Genomic DNA, 18,058 nt, shown 5'->3' with positions numbered 1-18,058 from the left:
GTTCAGCGCAGCTTGAGCGTGGACAGGCCGATCAGGCACAGCAGCATGGTGATGATCCAGAAGCGCACGACCACCTGGGTCTCCTTCCAGCCGCTCTTCTCGAAGTGGTGGTGCAGGGGTGCCATCTTGAGCAGGCGGCGGCCCTCGCCATAGCGCTTCTTGGTGTACTTGAACCAGGTCACCTGCAGCATCACCGACAGGGCCTCGACCACGAAGATGCCGCCCATGATGGCCAGCACGATCTCCTGGCGCACGATGACGGCGATGGTGCCCAGGGCCGCGCCCAGCGCCAGCGCGCCCACGTCGCCCATGAACACCTGCGCGGGGTGGGCGTTGAACCACAGGAAGGCCAGGCCCGCACCGGCCATGGCGGCGCAGAAGATCAGCAGCTCGCCGGCCCCCGGGATGTTCGGGAAGAACAGGTACTTGGAATAGACCGAGCTGCCGGTGACGTAGGCGAACACACCGAGGGCCGAGCCGACCATCACCACCGGCATGATGGCCAGCCCGTCGAGCCCGTCGGTCAGGTTCACGGCATTGCTCGAACCCACGATGACCAGGTAGGTGAGGATCACGAAGCCGAGCACGCCGAGCGGGTAGCTCACCTCCTTGAAGAAGGGCAGCTGCAGGCCGGCCTTGGGCGGCAGGTCCAGCGAGAAGCCTGACTGCACCCAGGTCAGGAACAGCTCGAACACCTTGGCGTTGGAGCTTTCCGAAATGCTGAACACCAGGTAGACGGCCGCGATCAGGCCGATGACGGACTGCCAGAAATACTTCTCGCGCGAGCGCATGCCCTCAGGGTCCTTGTTGACCACCTTGCGCCAGTCATCGACCCAGCCGATGGCGCCGAAGCCCAGGGTGACGATGAGCACGATCCACACGAAGCGGTTGGACAGGTCGAACCACAAGATGGTGGAGATCGCGATCGACAGCAGGATCAGCACCCCCCCCATGGTCGGCGTGCCGCTCTTGGACAGGTGCGACTGCATGGCGTAGCCACGGATGGGCTGGCCGATCTTGAGCGAGGTGAGCACACGGATCACCTTGGGGCCGGCCAGCAGGCCGATGAGCAGTGCCGTGAGCGCCGCCATCACCGCGCGGAAGGTGAGGTACTGGAACACGCGGAAGAAGCCGAGCTCGGGCGACAGCCCCTGCAGCCATTGCGACAGGATCAGCAGCATGCGGCACCTCCCTGCTGGAGGCACAACGCCTGGCGTGCGTGCGTCGGTTCAGTGCGTTGCGTCATGGCTTCCCTCGGACTTTCCTTGTTCTTGTTGTGTTGCTTGCGCAGCGGTGGCAGCCGCAATGGCCTGTACCACCCGCTCCATCTTCATGAAGCGCGAACCCTTGACGAGCACGCTGCCCACGCTGGGCAGGGCAGAGCAGACCGCGGCCTGCAATTGCTCCATGCTCTCGAAATGCGTGGCGGCGCCATGGGCACGCGCCGTGTGTGCCGACAGCGTGCCCAGCGCATACAGCGTGGCAATGCCCGCTTCCTGCGCCTGGGTGCCTGCCTCGGCGTGGAACTGCGGCCCCTGCTCCCCGACCTCGCCGATGTCGCCCACCACCAGCAGGTGCGGGCCGGGCAAGGCGGCCAGCACCTGGATGGCGGCCTGGAGCGAATCGGGGTTGGAGTTGTAGGTGTCGTCCACCACGGTGATCTCGCGCCCGGCGTGCTGCACGCTGAAGGCGCGCGAGCGGCCCTTGACCGGCACGAACGCATCGAGCCCCTGGGCAATGGCGGCCAGCGGGGCGCCTGCAGCCAGGGCGCAGGCGGTGGCGGCCAGGGCGTTGGTCACATTGTGGCGACCGGCGATCTGCAGGCGGCAGGCCAGGGGCCCGGTGGGGGTGCGTACCTGCACGGCCCAGGCACCCTGCGTCCATTCAGCCGAGGTGCAGGCCACGTCGCCCTCCTCGCCGAACGCGAGGCAGCGGCGGGGCCCGGCCAGTTCACGCCACAAGGGCGTGAAGGCGTCACCGGCCGGGAACACGGCCACACCATCGGCGGGCAGCGCCGCGAACACCGAGCCGTTCTCGCGCGCCACGGCTTCCACCGTGTGCATGAACTCCATGTGCTCGCGTTGCGCGTTGTTCACCAGGGCCACCGTGGGCTGGGCCATGGCGGCCAGCACGGCGATCTCGCCCGGGTGGTTCATGCCCATCTCGATCACGGCGGCGCGGTGCGCCTCGCGCAGGCGCAGCAGCATCAGCGGCACGCCGATGTCGTTGTTGAAATTGCCCTCTGTGGCAAAGGCGGCATCGCCCTGCCAGGCGCGCAGGATCGAGGCGATCATCTGCGTTACCGTGGTCTTGCCGTTGCTGCCGGTCACGCCGATCAACGGCAACGCCCGTTGCGCACGCCAGCCGGTGGCCAGCGCACCGAGCGCTGCCAGGCTGTCGGGCACCTCGATGCCGGGCAGACCGGCCGCGTCGAGGCCGCCGTGCGCGATGGCAGCCGCGGCACCACCCGTGCGCGCCTGGTCCAGGAAGGCATTGGCATCGAAACGCTCGCCCTTGAGCGCCACGAAGAGGTCGCCGGCCTGCAGGCTGCGGGTATCGGTGTGCACGCGCTGCACGGCCACGCCGCCATCGCCCACCAGGCGCGCCGATGGGATGCGCTGCTGGATGAGGGCGTGCGCCTGGCGCAGGTTCATCATCGTCATGCCCATGTGCGGGCTCCTCGGGCCTGCAGCGCGGCTTGCGCGTGGGCCATGTCGGAGAACGGCAGGCGCACGCCGGCCGTCTCCTGGGTGTCTTCGTGTCCCTTGCCGGCGATCAGCACCACGTCCAGCGCATCGGCCTGGCCGATGGCAGCCGCGATGGCGGCGCCGCGGTCGGGCTCGGGCTGCACCGATGCGCCGGCGATCGTGCCTTGCAGGATCTGGTGGATGATCACGGCGGGGTCTTCGCTGCGCGGGTTGTCGCTGGTCACGAGCACGCGGTCGGCCTGTTGCTGCGCCACGGCACCCATCAGCGGGCGCTTGCCGGCATCGCGGTCGCCGCCGCAGCCGAACACGCACCACAGCTGCCCGCCGCGCTCGGCCGCCAGGGGGCGCAGCGCGCGCAGCGCCTTGTCCAGCGCATCGGGGGTGTGGGCATAGTCCACGGCCACCAGCGGCTGCCCGGCAGCCGCCAGGCGCTGCATGCGCCCGGGCACGGGCTGCAGGCGGCTGCAGGCACCGACCGCATCGGCCAGGGGCACGCCCAGGCTGCGCAGCGTGGCCAGCACGCCCAGCAGGTTCAGGATGTTGTACTGGCCGATCACGCGGGTCTGCAGCAGGTGCCGCTCGGCCCCCTCCGCCACCGTGAAGCGCAGACCCTGCTCGCCCAGCGCCACGTCGCGGGCGGCCAGGCGGGCCTCCTCGGCGTCGAGCGCAATGCTCCACAGGTCCAGCGCCGAGCCCGCCAGCTCGGCATGCAGCTGGGCGCCGGCCGGGTCGTCCACATTGACCACGGCGGCCTGCAGGCCTTGCCAGCCGAACAGCTCGCGCTTGGCCAGCCAGTAGCCGGCCATGCTGCCGTGGTAGTCCAGATGGTCCTGCGTGAAATTGGTGAACACCGCCGTGCGGATGCGCGTGCCGTCGAGGCGCCGCTCGGCGATGCCGATGGACGAGGCCTCGATGGCGCAGGCAGACAGGCCCTCGTCCGCGAACTGCGCGAAGGCGCGCTGCAGACGCACCGGGTCGGGCGTGGTCATGCCGGTATAAGTGAGCGAAGGCGGCTGGCCCATGCCCAGGGTGCCGACGATGGCGCAGCCTTTGCCGCTGCCCGCACCAGCCAGCAGGTTCAGTGCATCCGCCAGCCACCAGGCGGTGCTGGTCTTGCCGTTGGTGCCGGTCACGGCGAGCACGTCCAGGCGCTCGGTGGGCTGGTCGAACCACTGGGCCGCGATGGGGCCTGTGGCGGCCTTGAGGCCCGGCAGTGCGGCGATATGCCCGCCCTCGAACGCAAACGCCTCCACGCCAGCCTGTTCCACCAGGCAGGCCGTGGCCCCGCGCACCAGGGCGTCGGCGACATGGGCGCGCCCGTCGGTCGCGGCACCCGGCCAGGCGATGAAGCCGTCGCCCGGGGCCACCAGCCGGCTGTCGGTCTGCAGCGTGCCGGTGACACAGCTGCGCAGCCACTGCACGGCGTCGCGGGAGGAAGTCAGAGTCAGCACCTGCATCACAGGGACTCCTCCACCGGGTTGGCAACGATCTGGGGCTTGACGGCCATGTCCGGCTGCACGCCCATCATGCGCAGGGTCTGCTGCACCACCTCGCTGAACACCGGTGCGGCCACGGCACCGCCGTAGAACACGCCGTTGCTGGGCTCGTCGATCATCACCGCCACGATGATGCGCGGCTTGTCGATGGGGGCCATGCCGGTGAACCAGGCGCGGTACTTGCCCGAAGCGTAGTTCTTGCCCACCTGCTTGCGCGCCGTGCCGGACTTGCCACCCACCGAGTAACCCAGGGTCTGGGCCTTCTGGCCGGTACCGCCCGGGCCAGCGGCCATCTGCAGCATCTTGCGCACCTGGTCGGCCGTGCGCTCGGAAAACACGGGCACGCCAAGGGCCGGCTCCTGGGTCTTGAGCATGGTGGCCGGGATCACGCGACCGCCGTTGGCGAACACGGTGTACGAGCGCGCCATCTGGAACAGGCTGGCCGACAGGCCATAGCCGTAAGACATGGTGGCCTGCTCCACGGGGCGCCAGGTCTTGTAGGGGCGCAGCCGCCCGGTCACCACGCCCGGGAACCCGATCTGCGGCTTCTGGCCGAAGCCCGCGGCCGAAAAGGTCTCCCACATCTCGCGCGCCGGCATCTGCATGGCGAGCTTGGTGGTGCCCACGTTGCTCGACTTCTGGATCACGCCCTCGACCGTGAGCAGGCCGTAGTTGTGCGTGTCCGAGATCGTGGAGCCGGTGATGGTGATGCGCCCGGGGTTCGTGTCCACCGGCGTCTCGGGGCGCACGCGCCCGCTCTCCAGGGCCAGGCCGATGGTGAAGGGCTTCATGGTCGAGCCCGGCTCGAACACGTCGGTCAGCGCGCGGTTGCGCAACTGCTCGCCGGTCAGGTTCTGGCGCTTGTCGGGCACATAGCTCGGGTAGTTGGCCAGGGCCAGCAGCTCGCCGGTGTGCGCATCGAGCACCACCACGCTGCCGGCCTTGGCCTTGTGCGCCGTGACCTGGTCGCGCAGCTTCTGGTAGGCGAAGAACTGCACCTTGCTGTCGATGGACAGCTGCATGTCACGCCCGTCCACGGGCGGCACGGTCTCGCCCACGCCCTCGACCACGCGGCCCAGGCGGTCCTTGATCACGCGGCGCGAGCCCGCCTTGCCGGCCAGCTCCTTGTTGAAGGCCAGCTCCATGCCTTCCTGGCCATGGTCCTCGACGTTGGTGAAACCCACCACGTGGGCCGCAGCCTCGCCTTCGGGGTACTGGCGCTTGTATTCCTTGCGCTGGTAGATGCCCTTGATGCCCAGCGCCGCAATCTGCTGGCCCACGTCCCAGTCGAGCTGGCGCTTGATCCAGACGAAGGTCTTGTCCTCATCGGCCAGCTTGGCATTGAGTTCGGACAGCGGCATCTCCAAGAGCTTGGCCAACTGCTTCATCTTGGCCTTGACCTCGGGCTGGTCCTGCTCCACGTCCTCGGGGATGGCCCAGATGCTGGCGGCCGGCACGCTGGACGCCAGGATCAGGCCGTTGCGGTCGAGGATCTTGCCGCGGTTGGCGGGCATCTCCAGGGTGCGTGCAAAGCGCACCTCGCCCTGGCGCTGGAAGAACGCGTTGCCGAACACCTGCACATAGGCCGCCCGCGCACCCAGGCCGAGGAAGCCGAGCGCGATCATCGCCACGATGAACTTGCTGCGCCAGACCGGCGTCTTGCTCGCCAGCAGCGGGCTGGAGGTGTACAGAACGCTGCGGCTCATGGCTGCGTTCCTGCGGCAGGCGCTGCGGCCTGCGAAGATGATGCGGTGGCCGTGACACCGGCCGGATCGGACACGTACTGGGTGATGGCCGGCGTGGCCGTGCGCATCTGCAGCTGTGCGCGCGCGAGTTTTTCCACGCGCAGCGGCGTGGCCTGGGCGCGCTTTTCCACCTGCAGGCGCTGGTGCTCGGTCTCCAGGCGGCGCGCCTCGGCCGTGGCCCGGTCGAGCTCGGTGAACAGGCGGCGTGACTGGTACTGGGTGTGCACCAGGAACAGTGCACTCGCCAGTACCGCCAGCAGCAGCACCAGGTTCAACCGCGTCATGCAGGCACCTCCGTGCGCTCGGCCACGCGCATGATGGCGCTGCGCGAGCGGGGGTTGCCAGCCACCTCGGCAGCACTGGGCTTGACGCGGTCCAGTGCCAGCAGCTTCATCGCCTGGGGTGCGGCGAACGGCGCGCGGCGGTCGTAGACCTCCTTGGAGTGCTTGGCGATGAACTGCTTGACGATGCGGTCCTCGAGCGAGTGGAAGCTGATCACGGCCAGGCGCCCGCCCGGCTGCAGCACCGTGAGGCTGGCCTCTAGCGCCTGTTGCAGCTCTTCAAGCTCGGCGTTGATGAAAATCCGAAGAGCCTGAAATGTGCGCGTTGCAGGGTTCTGGCCCGGCTCGCGGGTTTTGACCGTGCCAGCCACGAGACTGGCCAGTTCACCGGTGGTTGCAACAGGCCCCCGCTCTTCGCGCCGCGCAACAATCGCCTTTGCAATGGGGCCAGCAAACCGTTCTTCACCGTAGTCACGTATCACCTCCGCAATCTGTTGAACCTCGGCAGTTGCCAACCACTGGGCCACGCTTTCGCCGCGCGTGGTGTCCATGCGCATGTCCAGCGGCCCATCGAAACGGAAACTGAAACCCCGCTCGGGGCTGTCGATCTGGGGCGAGCTCACGCCCAGGTCCATCAGCACACCCGCGGCACTGCCAGCGGGCAGCTCACCGAGGTGGCGAAATCCTTCATGCCGAATGGAAAAACGCGCATCGGTGATGCGCGTTGCTTCGGCGATGGCTTCAGGGTCCTTGTCGAATGCCACAAGACGCCCCTGTGGCCCCAGCCGCAGCAGGATCCTGCGCGAGTGCCCCCCGCGCCCGAAGGTGGCATCCACAAAGGTGCCGGACGGCTCGGGGCCCGCGCCGCCGAGCAGCGCGTCCACCGCTTCTTCGAGCAGGACGGTCGTGTGTTGCAAAGCCTCGGTCACCGCGCGCCCTTAGAAAGAGAAGTCCTTGAAGACGTCCGGCATCTCGCCCTGCATGGCCTTGGCCTCCTGCTCGTCATAGGTAGCCTTGTCCCAGAGTTCGAAGTGGTTGCCCATGCCCAGCAGCATGGTCTCGCGCGAGATGCCGGCGGCCTCGCGCAGTTCGGGCGACACCAACACACGGCCCGTGCCATCCATCTCCACGTCCTGGGCATTGCCCAGGAAGATGCGCTTCCACCACTGGGCGGACATGGGCAGCTCGGCAATGCGTTCGCGGAACTTCTCCCACTCGGGGCGGGGGAAGACCATGAGGCAGCCGTGGGGGTGCTTGGTGATCGTGAGCTGGCCGCCTGCCGTCGCCGCGAGGACGTCACGATGCCGGGTCGGCACGGACAGCCGACCCTTCGCATCGAGACTCAGCGACGAGGCACCTTGGAACACGGACAGATTTCCCACTCGGTTGGAATCCACTCGGGCCCTGGAATCGGGCGCTGAGGGCACTTTTCACCACTTAATTGCACTTTTTTGCACTGTAGCAGGAAAAGCACACCGAGCAAGGGGGTGCACAACAAACTTTTGCAATGAAATCAAGGACTTAGGCGCGACTCCAAAGAAGCCAAACAAGCAAAAGTCCTTGAGAAAGAACCACTTACGGAGACCTGTGCAAGTGATACCTCAACGCAGCGCCCGTGGTCACAGGATGTAGCGCGAAAGATCCTCGTTCTGACTCAGGGTTTGCAACCGCGCATCCACATAGGCGGCATCAATAACAACGGTCTGACCCGATAGTCGCGTTGCATCGAAACTGACTTCGTCAAGCAAGCGCTCCATCACCGTGGACAGGCGCCGGGCGCCGATGTTCTCGGTGCGCTCGTTGACCTTGAACGCGATGTGCGCCAGGCGCGTGACACCCTCGGGCGCGAACTCCAGCGTGACCCCCTCGGTGGCCAGCAGCGCCTGGTACTGCTTGACCAGGGAGGCATGGGTCTGCACGAGGATGGCCTCGAAATCCTGCACCGACAGCGAGCCCAGTTCCACCCGGATCGGAAAACGGCCCTGCAGCTCGGGAATCAGGTCGCTGGGCTTGGCCAGGTGGAAAGCCCCCGAGGCGATGAACAGGATGTGGTCGGTCTTGACCATGCCGTACTTGGTGGACACCGTGGTGCCCTCCACCAGCGGCAGCAGGTCGCGCTGCACGCCCTGGCGCGAGACATCGGCACCGCTGCTTTCCTGGCGCGCGGCCACCTTGTCGATCTCGTCGATGAAGACAATGCCGTTCTGCTCGGCATTGGCAATCGCGCGGGTCTTGATCTCTTCCTCATTGACGAGCTTGGCGGCCTCCTCCTCGATGAGCAGCTTGAGTGCCTCGGCGATCTTGAGCTTGCGCGTACGCCGCTTGTCCTGGCCCATCTGGCTGAACATGCCGCGCAGTTGCTCGGTCATCTCCTCCATGCCCGAGGGGCCCATGATCTCGAGCGCCGCCCGGCTCTCGGCCACCTCGATCTCGACCTCCTTGTCGGCCAGCGAACCCTCGCGCAGCTTCTTGCGGAACACCTGGCGTGCGGTGCTGTCGGTGGCGGCAGCAGGCTCCGCGCCGGCAGCCGAACGGGCCGGCGGGATCAGCACGTCCAGGATGCGCTCTTCGGCGGCATCCTCGGCCCGGGTGCGCACCTTGCGGGTTTCGGCATCGCGTGTCTGCTTCACGGCGATCTCGGCCAGGTCGCGGATGATGGAATCCACGTCCTTGCCCACATAGCCCACCTCGGTGAACTTGGTGGCCTCGACCTTGATGAAGGGCGCATCGGCCAGGCGCGCCAGGCGCCGCGCGATCTCGGTCTTGCCCACGCCCGTGGGGCCGATCATGAGGATGTTCTTGGGGGTGATCTCGTGGCGCAGCGTGCCCTCGACCTGCTGGCGGCGCCAGCGGTTGCGCAGCGCGATGGCCACCGCGCGCTTGGCGCCGGCCTGGCCGACGATGTGGTGGTCGAGTTCGGAGACGATTTCTTGGGGGGTCATGGACGACATGGGGATCCACCTGGTAGCAAGGGAGGGACCGGCCGCCACAGCACACTGCGGCCGGCACCATGAAAGGGAAAGCCCGGGACGAGTACGCCGGGCGAGGCGCTTACAGCGTTTCGATCGTGTGGTGCATGTTCGTGTAGATGCACAGCTCACCCGCGATTTCGAGGGATTTCTTGACGATCTCCTGCGCCGGCAGGTCGGTGTGGTTGAGCAGCGCCTTGGCCGCCGAGTGGGCATAGGCCCCGCCCGAGCCAATGGCCACGATGCCCTGCTCGGGCTCCAGCACGTCGCCGTTGCCGGTGATGATGAGCGAGGCCTCCAGGTCGGCCACGGCCAGCATGGCTTCGAGGCGGCGCAGCACGCGGTCGGTGCGCCAGTCCTTGGTCAGCTCGATCGCGGCGCGCACCAGGTGGCCCTGGTGCTTGTCGAGCTTGGCCTCGAAGCGCTCGAACAGCGTGAACGCATCGGCCGTGGCACCGGCAAAGCCGGCCAGCACCTTGCCATGGTGGAGCTTGCGCACCTTGCGCGCCGAGCCCTTGACGACGATGTTGCCCAGGGTGACCTGGCCGTCACCGCCGATGGCGACCTGCATGCCGGCAGGGGTCTGGCGGCGCACGCTCAGGATGGTGGTGCCGTGAAACACCGGATGGTTGTGAGAGGAGTCCATAGCTGCCGCAGATGCGGGCGCCGGTGCCGTTTTCAAGCCAGGGCAAGGCCTGTGCCCCGCGCGGGCACGCAGCCTGTCCGTCAGTTCTTGCGGGGGAGGACCCAGGCGTGCTCGTTGATGCCGATCACGTTGAAGAAGATGGCCACCAGGCGCTGCAGGTTGTGGAAATGCACCTCGTGGCCCTGGCCCTGCTGTTCTGCGGCCCAGTTGAGCACCGAGCCGGCAGCGGCAAAATCGACGCGGATCAGCTTGTCGCAGGACACCACCAGTGGCACCCCGGGGCGCATCAGCGCCTGGAAGGGTTCCAGCAGCGGGGTCGCATCACCATCGATGTGGCCGCTGAGCGACGCTACAGGGGTGGTGTCCAGCGTGGCCGGGACGGATGCATCAAAGCCGAAATCCGACGCCAGCATGTCGCGCTCGGCAGGCGCCGCCGCCTGGCTGCTGGCCGCGGTGGCGTCGTCCGAGTAGCCCATCTTGGGCGCCACCCAGGAGGGTGGCGACACCTCGTAGGTCACGCAGTAGTCGAGCGCCACCAGTTCGAACTCGTCGGGCCGGCCCATCAGGCGCAGCGCGGCCATGCGCAGGCGCCACCACTCGGGGCCCGAGGCCCGATCGCCCGACTGGGTCATGATCTCCATCAGGGTGGTGAGCCGGTCCACCCCCGAGAACACGAACTGCCCCGCCCGGTCCGCCCATTTGGTGAACTGGTCGGCCAGCAGGGGCACGGCGGCATCGTCGATGCCGGCGATGCGTGTCCACGCCAGGGTCCAGGGGGCGGCAGAGCGCTCGATGGACGCCTGCAGTGCCGCCACGGACGACACCGTGAGGCGCGCGGGCGCGTTCCAGCTGAAATCGCGGCGGGCCATGCCCGCCTTCGGCTCCTGCTCCTGCACCAGGCCGAGCTGCTCGGGCATGGAGAACCACAGGGGCGCCGAGCGGCTGAAGCCGGCGGCAAAGTCGATGGCCAGGGTGTCGAAGCGGTCGTGCTGGCCTGTGGCGCGGTACAGGTCGAACAGCGTCATCCAGATTTCCAGCTGCTGTGCCGGGTCGTCCTGCTGGTGCTGGGCCAGCACATCGAGCAAGCCGGACTCCGCTCCCGCGTGATCGCCGTTGGCGAAGCGGATGGCGGCTTCTTCAAGGTCGGGTTCGTGCACGAATTCCTCCGGTGCGGATGCGGTTTCGGGCGTTGGTGCCGGACTCGGGTCAAACGACGCCAGTTCGGTGGGCTGCTGCTCTCCCCGCATGGTCGCATCCGAGCCGCCAAACTGGCCGATCGCCATGCTGTCGTCGTCAAAAAGTGGCTTCACCGCAGCCGGTGCGGCGGCAATAGGTGCTGCCAGGCTGACGGGGGCCGTGGGCGCGAAGGCGCGCGCCGCGGCCTCGTCCTCCCCGCGGAAATCCGCCGGCACGGTGGGCGCGTCGCCATTGGCCTTGCTCTTCCACCACTGCTGCGACATCTGCGCTTCGATCTCGTCGATCTTCTTGAGCGTCACCGCGCGCTCGTCGGGCGAGGCCATGCTGCTCTGGAAGAACGAAGGACGTGCGGTAGGGTCCTCGGTGCGCTGGCCTTGCAGCACCTCGCGCTGGCGCAGCTTGCGCAGCTGATCGAACTCACGGCGGCGCACGAAATCGTTGCGGCGCTTGCGCTCGATCATCTCCTTGAGCATCTGCTTGCTGTACTGGCTTTCCCGGTCCTCCTGGAGCGAGTCGAGCTCGGTCCAGTTCGTCGTCGGGTTGCGCACAAACCGCACCATTTTGGACAGCAGGCCGCCGGGCGTGGTTTCTTCCTTGCTCATGGGATAGGCGAGAGAGGGTGCGTGCGCAGGAGTGTGTTCAGGCCGGGCAGACTTCAGTCACCAAACATCTTCTGCTTGAGTTCGCGGCGCTGCTGTGCTTCGAGCGACAGCGTGGCCGTGGGACGGGCGATCAGGCGGCCGACGCCGATGGGCTCGCCGGTCTCGTCGCAGTAACCATAGTCGCCTGCGTCGATGCGGGCGATGGACTGCTCGATCTTCTTGAGCAGCTTGCGCTCGCGGTCACGCGTGCGCAGCTCCAGGGCGTGCTCTTCCTCGATGGTGGCGCGGTCGGCAGGGTCCGGCACCACCACGGTGTCTTCACGCAGGTGCTCGGTGGTTTCACCGGCACTGTTGTGGATGTCCTGCTTGAGCTGGACCAGCTTCAGGCGAAAGAACGCCATCTGCTTGTCGTTCATGTATTCGCTGTCAGGCATGGCCAGGACCTCCGCGTCGGTCAGCTCCTGGGCCGTCTTGGCTTTCCAGTTGTTGGCCAGCTTGGGGTCTTTTTTGGCAGCAGTGAAAGTGGGATGCACTTGCGCGGTCGTGGGCATGGTCTGTTGGTAGCTGGCTTTGGCAGCGGTGGAAGCCGTTGCCTGTGCCATGGATGGTACGGTCAATTGGGCCAATCGGGAAGAAGGCCGGGTCGTGCGCACGGGTACATGGGATCCCGCCTGCGGGGCAGGGGCGGGGGCGACAGGAGCCGGGGCGGCTACCACCTTGGGAGCAGTCTTGGCAGAGGCCTTTGCAGCAGCTTTGGCTGCCACTGGTACGGCAGTGCTTTTACCCGCGTTCGGAGCTGCTTTCGCAGCTGCCTTGGATTTGCTGGTTTCGGCTTTCACTTCCTGGTCTCCTCGCAGTACGGGCGGACCCAGGCTGCGCTGGCAGCCAAGGGTGGATGGCAAGCCTTCCGGGGTTTTACCGGGGCGCGATTGTATCGACCTGGGCTGGCGCAAACGAAAACGTTGCAGATACGACACATCTTGCCACCCATATCACCCCATCCACAGGGCAATCCGGGGGAATCGGGGCTCCGGGACAGTCTTTGACAATCCCGCACCCACCACCCCGGCCGGTCAGGCCAGGCTCTGTTCCAGCCCTTGCAGGAGGATGTCCTTGGGCAGGTCGATGCCGATGAAGACCATCTTGCTCAGCCGTTCCTCGCCTTCGGCCCACTGTGGCCCCAGGTCGCTGCCCATGAGCTGGTGCACGCCCTGGAAGATCACCTTGCGCTCGGTACCCTTCATGTACAGCACGCCCTTGTAGCGCAGCATGCGCGGGCCGTAGATATTGACGATGGCGCCCAGGAAGTCCTCGAGCTTGGCCGGATCGAACGGACGCGTCGAGCGAAAGACGAAGCTCTTGACGTCGTCATCGTGGTGATGGTGGTGGCCATGGCCGCCATGCTGGTGGGAGGGGTGGTCGCAGTGCTCGCCGTGTTCATGGTCATGGTGGTCATGGCCATGGTCATGGTGATCGTGGGCGCCCTCTTCCTTGAGGAAATCGGGGTCGATGTCGAGCTTGGCGTTGAGGTTGAAGCCGCGCAGGTCCAGCACCTCCTTGAGCGGCACTTCTCCGAAGTGCACGGCCTTGATCGGCGCCCGCGGGTTCATGTGCTTCAAGCGGTGGATCAGGGCATCGGTCTCTTCGGCACTCACCAGGTCGGTCTTGGACAGGAAGATCTGGTCGGCAAAGCCCACCTGGCGGCGCGCCTCCTGGCGGTCGTTGAGCTGCTGGGGCGCGTGCTTGGCATCCACCAGGGTGACGATGGAGTCGATGAGGTAGGTTTCGGCGATCTCCTCGTCCATGAAGAAGGTCTGCGCCACGGGGCCGGGGTCGGCCAGGCCGGTGGTCTCGATCACGATGCGGTCAAAATCGAGCAGGCCCTTGCGCTTCTTGGCAGCCAGGAGCTGCAGCGTCTCTCGCAGGTCTTCGCGGATGGTGCAACAGATGCAGCCGTTGCTCATCTGCACGATCTGCTCCTTGGACTCGGTCACCAGGATGTCGTTGTCGATGTTCTCTTCGCCGAACTCGTTTTCGATCACGGCGATCTTCTGGCCGTGGGCTTCGCTGAGCAGGCGCTTGAGCAAGGTGGTCTTGCCCGAGCCCAGGAAGCCGGTGAGGATGGTGGCAGGAATGAGGGACATGGAAAAAGCCTAGAAAAGGATGCGGATGCCAGGGAGACAAGTTGTGGAAGTTTAGCCACGAAATCAAGACCACACCGGACACCCATTCCGCTGAGTGCACCTACTTTTTCGCCTTACAAAATACCAGTCATAACTTTTCAGCTATGGATACAGGAGCAAAAACGCATCCCTTGATGTAATGAAGTTGCGTTAACACCCGAACACAGGGGCCCAGAGCGTCAGGATTTGCGCATCACCACCAGCCCTTTGAGGTACTCGCCCTCGGGAAACTCCAGCGTCATCGGATGGTCGGGAGCCCCCGCCAGGCGCTCGACGATGTAGCCGTCCACCCCGGCATCGGCCCCGGCCGAGGCCACGATCTTGTGGAACAGGTCGGCGCTGATGCCCCCCGAGCAGGAGAAGGTGAACAGCACGCCGCCCGGCGTGAGCAGCTGCAGCGCCAGGCGGTTGATGTCCTTGTAGGCGCGCGCGGCGCGCTCGGCATGCGCTGCGGTGGGCGCGAACTTGGGCGGATCGAGGACGATGGCGTCGAAGCGCTGGCCCTCCTTGAGGAACTGGCGCAGCGAGGCGTTCACGTCCGCATCGAGAAAACTCGCCCGGTTCACGTCGAAGCCATTGAGCACCACGTGGGCCCGTGCCCGCTCCAGCGCCGGGCCCGAGGAATCGATCGAGGTCACCTGCCCGCCCCCCGGGCCGCCGGCCGCCTCGGCCGCACGCATGCCGGCCAGCGCCGCGACGCTGAAGCCGCCGGTGTAGCAAAAGCAGTTGAGCACATGCTGGAAGCCCAGGCGGCGCGCATAGTCGGCAAAGCGCTTGCGGCTGTCGCGCTGGTCGAGGTAGAAGCCGGTCTTGTGGCCTTCGGCAATGTTGAGCGTGAGCCGCCACTGGTGTTCGTGGATGGTCAGCTCCACGGGCGGCGCCTCTGCGCCGGCCACCGGGCCGCCACGCAGCCAGCCGGTGGCGGGCTCCAGGCCCTCCAGGGCGCGCACGCTCGCATCGGAGCGCTCGTACAACCGGGCAAGGCCGGTCTCGCGCAGCAGGGCGTCGGCCAGCACATTCTTCCAGCGCTCGGTGCCGGCACTGGTGAACTGTGCCACCAGGGTGTCGCCGTAGCGGTCCACGATCAGGCCCGGCAGACCGTCGGACTCGCCGTGCACCAGGCGGATGCCATCGCTTTGCACGTCGAACCGGGCGCGGGCAATGATGGCGCGCGCGCAGGCGGCGATGAAGAAGGGTTCGTCGATGCGCTGCGCCTCGTCGAAGCTCCACACCCGTGCGCGGATGCGCGAACTGGGGCTGAATGCGGCCCAGGCCAGGAACTGGCCTTCGTGCGACTCGACGCGCACCGTCTCGCCGCTGTCGCCACCGCCCTTGGCGATGGCCGACTCGAAGATCCAGGGGTGGCGGCGCAGGAGCGAGCGCTCCTTGCCAGGGCGAAGGCGAAGGGTTTTCATGCCCTCGATTGTGCCGGCTGGGCGCTGCGGTTTGCGTTGCCCGGCGATTCTTTCAGAGAACGAGGCGGCTCCCTCCTGCGCAGCCCGAACCGCCGCTGGAAGCAGCCCTGCGGCCACAGGCGCCCCCGCCCGGCCAGTGTGTCAAATTCATTTCGCCATGGCTGGATTTAAGTGATACAAAACCCCGCCGTTTCCATCGGATTTTCTGGCGGCCAGCGCCATCGCGACATCCGTTTTCGTGCCGCATGCGCCGGGCAGACCCACGAACTCCAACCAAGCGAGCTGATGCCATGCACTTCAACCAGCTGAAAGTTTCCACCCGCCTGTCACTGCTGCTCTTGGTGCTGTGCGCGCTGACCGTGGTGATCGGCGCTGCAGGCTTGATGGGAATGCAGCGATCCAATGCGGGCCTCAACACGGTCTACCAGGATCGCGTGGTTCCACTCCAGCAGATCAAGATCGTGTCAGACGCCTACGCGGTCAACATCGTGGATACGGCACACAAGGTGCGTGACGGGGCACTGACGGCCCGACAGGGACTCGACTTCATTGGCAAGGCCAAAAAGGACATCCGCGACCAATGGGGTGCCTACCTTGCCACCAGCCTAGTGCCCGAGGAAACGCGCCTGGTCGGACAGTTTCAACAGCTGCAGCCGGGTGCCGATGCTGCCGTCGCAGCCCTGGAAACCCATCTCCAGCGCAATGATGTGGCGGCCCTCACCACATTTGCCGCCAAGGACATGTACCCCGCACTCGACCCGCTGCAGGATGTGCTGGGAGGCCTGGTGCAGGTGCAACTCGATACCGCGCGCGCCGAATACGACCGCGCCGTGGACTCCTGCCGCGAGACGCTGCTTTTTGTCGCCAGTGCGCTTGCCGTGGGCCTGGCCTTTACGCTGGTGTTCGGGTCGGTGGTGACACGCAGCATCATCCACCAGCTGGGGGCCGAGCCGAGCACCGCCGCCCATCTGGCGCACAAAGTGGCGCACGGCGACCTCACGGTGTCCATCGCGCTCAAGACGGGAGACACCACCAGCCTGATGGCCCAGCTCAAACGCATGCAGGACAGCCTGGTGACCATGATCGCCCTGGTACACCAAAGCTCTGAGAGCGTTGCCAGTGCCGCAGGGCAGATAGCCCAGGGCAACACCGAGCTTTCCCTGCGCACGGAAGAACAGGCCAGCGCCCTGGAAGAGACGGCCGCATCCATGGAGCAGTTGAACTCCGCTGTGCGCCAGAACGCCGACAGCGCCCGCCAGGCCAATGAATTGGCACTCTGCGCCTCCACGGTGGCACAGCAGGGGGGCGCCGTGGTGGCCGAGGTGGTCGATACCATGAAGCGCATCCACGAAAGCTCGGCGCAGATCACCGAGATCATCGGCGTGATTGACTCGATTGCCTTCCAGACCAATATCCTGGCACTCAACGCGGCGGTGGAGGCGGCCCGCGCCGGCGATCAGGGTCGGGGCTTTGCCGTGGTGGCCACCGAGGTGCGCACCCTTGCGGGCCGTGCTGCTGCGGCGGCGCACGAAATCAGGACCCTGATCGGCGCCAGTGTGGAGCGCGTCGAAGCGGGAACGGCACTGGTCGACCGTGCAGGCCAGACGATGCACCAGGTGGTCGACTCCATCCGGCAGGTGACCCAGATCATGGGAGAAATCAATGCGGCCAGCAGCGAGCAAAGCACAGGGGTGGACCAGATCAACGAGGCCGTGACGCAGATGGACCAGGGCACCCAACAGAACGCTGCCTTGGTCGAAGAGATGGCCGCGGCCGCAGCCGGCTTGAGCCACCAGGCCCATGGGCTGGTGGAGACAGTGGCGGCCTTCAAGCTGCCAGGAAGGCACTACCCGGCTTTGGCCTTGCCAGGACGCAAGGCCCACCCCGCCCTCCTGGCCGGCGGCTGAAACGCAGACCGCGGCCTCCAATCCGGTGGCGGGTCAAAGCGCCTTGCCGAAGCGCTCGAAGCGCGGCAGGAAGTAGCGCTCGGTATCGGCCGACACCAGCACGCCCAGCGCCCGGCCGATCAGCAGGTGGCGCGGCACCAGGCCGATGTAGCGCGAATCGGCGCTGTTGTCCCGGTTGTCGCCCAGCACCAGGTACTCGCCCACGGGAACCGTCACCGGAGCGAAGCTGCTGCGCGCCGTCACGCCATGCAGCCACTGCACACGGCGCTCGTGGCCCTGCACCTGCTCCGTCATGCGCGTGGCATCGACGGTGCGACCCAGGCCGACGGCCTCCTGCAACGCCTGCGGTGCGTCGTAGTGGGCGGCTTCGCCGTTGATGATGAGCACTTCGTCGCGCATCTCCACCGTATCGCCGGGCACCGCCACCAGCCGCTTGATGAGGCGCGTGCCGTCCAGCGGCGACGAGAAGGTCACCACGTCGCCGCGCCTGGGCTCGCCCATCGGGGCCAGCACCACGTCGGTCAGCGGGATTTTCACGTTGTAGGCCAGGCGGTTGACGAACACCACATCGCCTTCGACCAGGTTGGGCCGCATGGAGCCCGAGGGAATGGGGTTCCAGTCCGCCACCGCCGTGCGGAACAGGCCGAAGCACATCAGCAGCACGAGAAATCCCTTGTTGGCCTTGATCCAGCGTCCCATCGCTCTGCTCCTCTCCAGTGGTTCTTGGGTCGCGCCAGCGCGATGGCGCTGCCGCAACCATCGGAGCCCGGGCGGCGCCAAAGGTTCCCTTGCGGCATGCCCTCAGGTGTTACCCGTGCGCACGCGTTGTCCGACAGGTGCACAATGGACCTGGCAAGAAAGTGTGTTCCGCCAACCCCTTGGATGTGTGATGACGCAGCCCGCCGAGCC

The 18,058-nt window shown here is 66.6% G+C and carries 15 protein-coding genes; 1 reads left to right on the top strand and 14 read right to left on the bottom strand.

Going from position 1 to position 18,058, the window contains the following annotated elements; all coding sequences use genetic code 11:
• Nucleotides 1–2 precede the first annotated feature (2 nt).
• The 13 genes from mraY to PMI14_RS20990 all read right to left on the bottom strand — a co-directional run bounded on the left by mraY (nucleotide 3) and on the right by PMI14_RS20990 (nucleotide 15,242).
• Nucleotides 3–1,181, bottom strand: coding sequence for a phospho-N-acetylmuramoyl-pentapeptide-transferase (gene mraY, locus PMI14_RS21050; protein WP_007857387.1), 1,179 nt, complete (start codon nucleotides 1,179–1,181; stop codon nucleotides 3–5).
• Nucleotides 1,182–1,229: 48 nt separating this feature from the next.
• Nucleotides 1,230–2,669: a UDP-N-acetylmuramoyl-tripeptide--D-alanyl-D-alanine ligase gene (murF, locus tag PMI14_RS21045; protein WP_007857386.1), complete on the bottom strand. Its 1,440-nt coding sequence runs from the start codon at nucleotides 2,667–2,669 to the stop codon at nucleotides 1,230–1,232.
• Entirely contained in the window at nucleotides 2,660–4,165 is a 1,506-nt protein-coding gene (locus tag PMI14_RS21040) for a UDP-N-acetylmuramoyl-L-alanyl-D-glutamate--2,6-diaminopimelate ligase (RefSeq protein WP_007857385.1), read from the bottom strand. Before PMI14_RS21040 ends, murF begins: the two co-directional genes overlap by 10 nt.
• Nucleotides 4,165–5,910, bottom strand: coding sequence for a penicillin-binding protein 2 (locus PMI14_RS21035; protein ID WP_007857384.1), 1,746 nt, complete (start codon nucleotides 5,908–5,910; stop codon nucleotides 4,165–4,167). Before PMI14_RS21035 ends, PMI14_RS21040 begins: the two co-directional genes overlap by 1 nt.
• Nucleotides 5,907–6,233, bottom strand: a complete 327-nt coding sequence (gene ftsL, locus PMI14_RS21030) for a cell division protein FtsL (protein ID WP_007857383.1) — start codon at nucleotides 6,231–6,233, stop codon at nucleotides 5,907–5,909. The genes PMI14_RS21035 and ftsL overlap by 4 nt, the downstream gene beginning before the upstream one ends.
• Entirely contained in the window at nucleotides 6,230–7,159 is a 930-nt protein-coding gene (gene rsmH / locus PMI14_RS21025) for a 16S rRNA (cytosine(1402)-N(4))-methyltransferase RsmH (protein ID WP_007857382.1), read from the bottom strand. The genes ftsL and rsmH overlap by 4 nt, the downstream gene beginning before the upstream one ends.
• Nucleotides 7,160–7,168: 9 nt before the next feature.
• Nucleotides 7,169–7,597 carry a division/cell wall cluster transcriptional repressor MraZ gene (gene mraZ, locus PMI14_RS21020; RefSeq protein ID WP_007857381.1) on the bottom strand — a complete coding sequence of 143 codons (429 nt, stop codon included), beginning with the start codon at nucleotides 7,595–7,597 and terminating at the stop codon, nucleotides 7,169–7,171.
• 252 nt (nucleotides 7,598–7,849) lie between these two features.
• Nucleotides 7,850–9,181, bottom strand: a complete 1,332-nt coding sequence (gene hslU, locus PMI14_RS21015) for an ATP-dependent protease ATPase subunit HslU (RefSeq protein ID WP_007857380.1) — start codon at nucleotides 9,179–9,181, stop codon at nucleotides 7,850–7,852.
• Nucleotides 9,182–9,281: 100 nt separating this feature from the next.
• Nucleotides 9,282–9,845 (bottom strand): ATP-dependent protease subunit HslV, encoded by a 564-nt coding sequence (hslV, locus tag PMI14_RS21010; protein ID WP_007857377.1) that lies wholly within the window; start codon nucleotides 9,843–9,845, stop codon nucleotides 9,282–9,284.
• Nucleotides 9,846–9,925: 80 nt separating this feature from the next.
• A complete protein-coding gene (locus PMI14_RS21005) occupies nucleotides 9,926–11,644 on the bottom strand; it encodes an STAS domain-containing protein (protein ID WP_007857376.1) in 1,719 nt (572 codons plus the stop codon).
• Nucleotides 11,645–11,697: 53 nt separating this feature from the next.
• Nucleotides 11,698–12,483, bottom strand: coding sequence for an RNA polymerase-binding protein DksA (gene dksA, locus PMI14_RS34315; RefSeq protein ID WP_081497363.1), 786 nt, complete (start codon nucleotides 12,481–12,483; stop codon nucleotides 11,698–11,700).
• Nucleotides 12,484–12,717: 234 nt separating this feature from the next.
• Entirely contained in the window at nucleotides 12,718–13,788 is a 1,071-nt protein-coding gene (locus PMI14_RS20995) for a GTP-binding protein (protein ID WP_007857372.1), read from the bottom strand.
• Nucleotides 13,789–14,006: 218 nt separating this feature from the next.
• Entirely contained in the window at nucleotides 14,007–15,242 is a 1,236-nt protein-coding gene (locus tag PMI14_RS20990; RefSeq protein WP_007857371.1) for a class I SAM-dependent rRNA methyltransferase, read from the bottom strand.
• A gap of 290 nt (nucleotides 15,243–15,532) precedes the next feature.
• On the opposite strand from PMI14_RS20990, the gene PMI14_RS20985 reads away from it, so the two are divergent.
• Nucleotides 15,533–17,149, top strand: coding sequence for a methyl-accepting chemotaxis protein (locus PMI14_RS20985; protein WP_007857370.1), 1,617 nt, complete (start codon nucleotides 15,533–15,535; stop codon nucleotides 17,147–17,149).
• 33 nt (nucleotides 17,150–17,182) lie between these two features.
• On the opposite strand, the gene lepB is transcribed toward PMI14_RS20985, so the two are convergent.
• Complete coding sequence (lepB, locus tag PMI14_RS20980; protein ID WP_007857369.1) at nucleotides 17,183–17,848, bottom strand: signal peptidase I; 666 nt, start codon at nucleotides 17,846–17,848, stop codon at nucleotides 17,183–17,185.
• Between the last annotated feature and the right edge of the window lie 210 nt (nucleotides 17,849–18,058).

It is taken from the genome of Acidovorax sp. CF316 (genome assembly GCF_000276605.1).
In the GTDB taxonomy this organism is placed as follows: Bacteria; Pseudomonadota; Gammaproteobacteria; order Burkholderiales; family Burkholderiaceae_C; genus Acidovorax.
The sequence above is the reverse complement of the archived record's forward strand: the minus strand, read 5'-3'. Positions and strand labels throughout refer to the sequence as shown.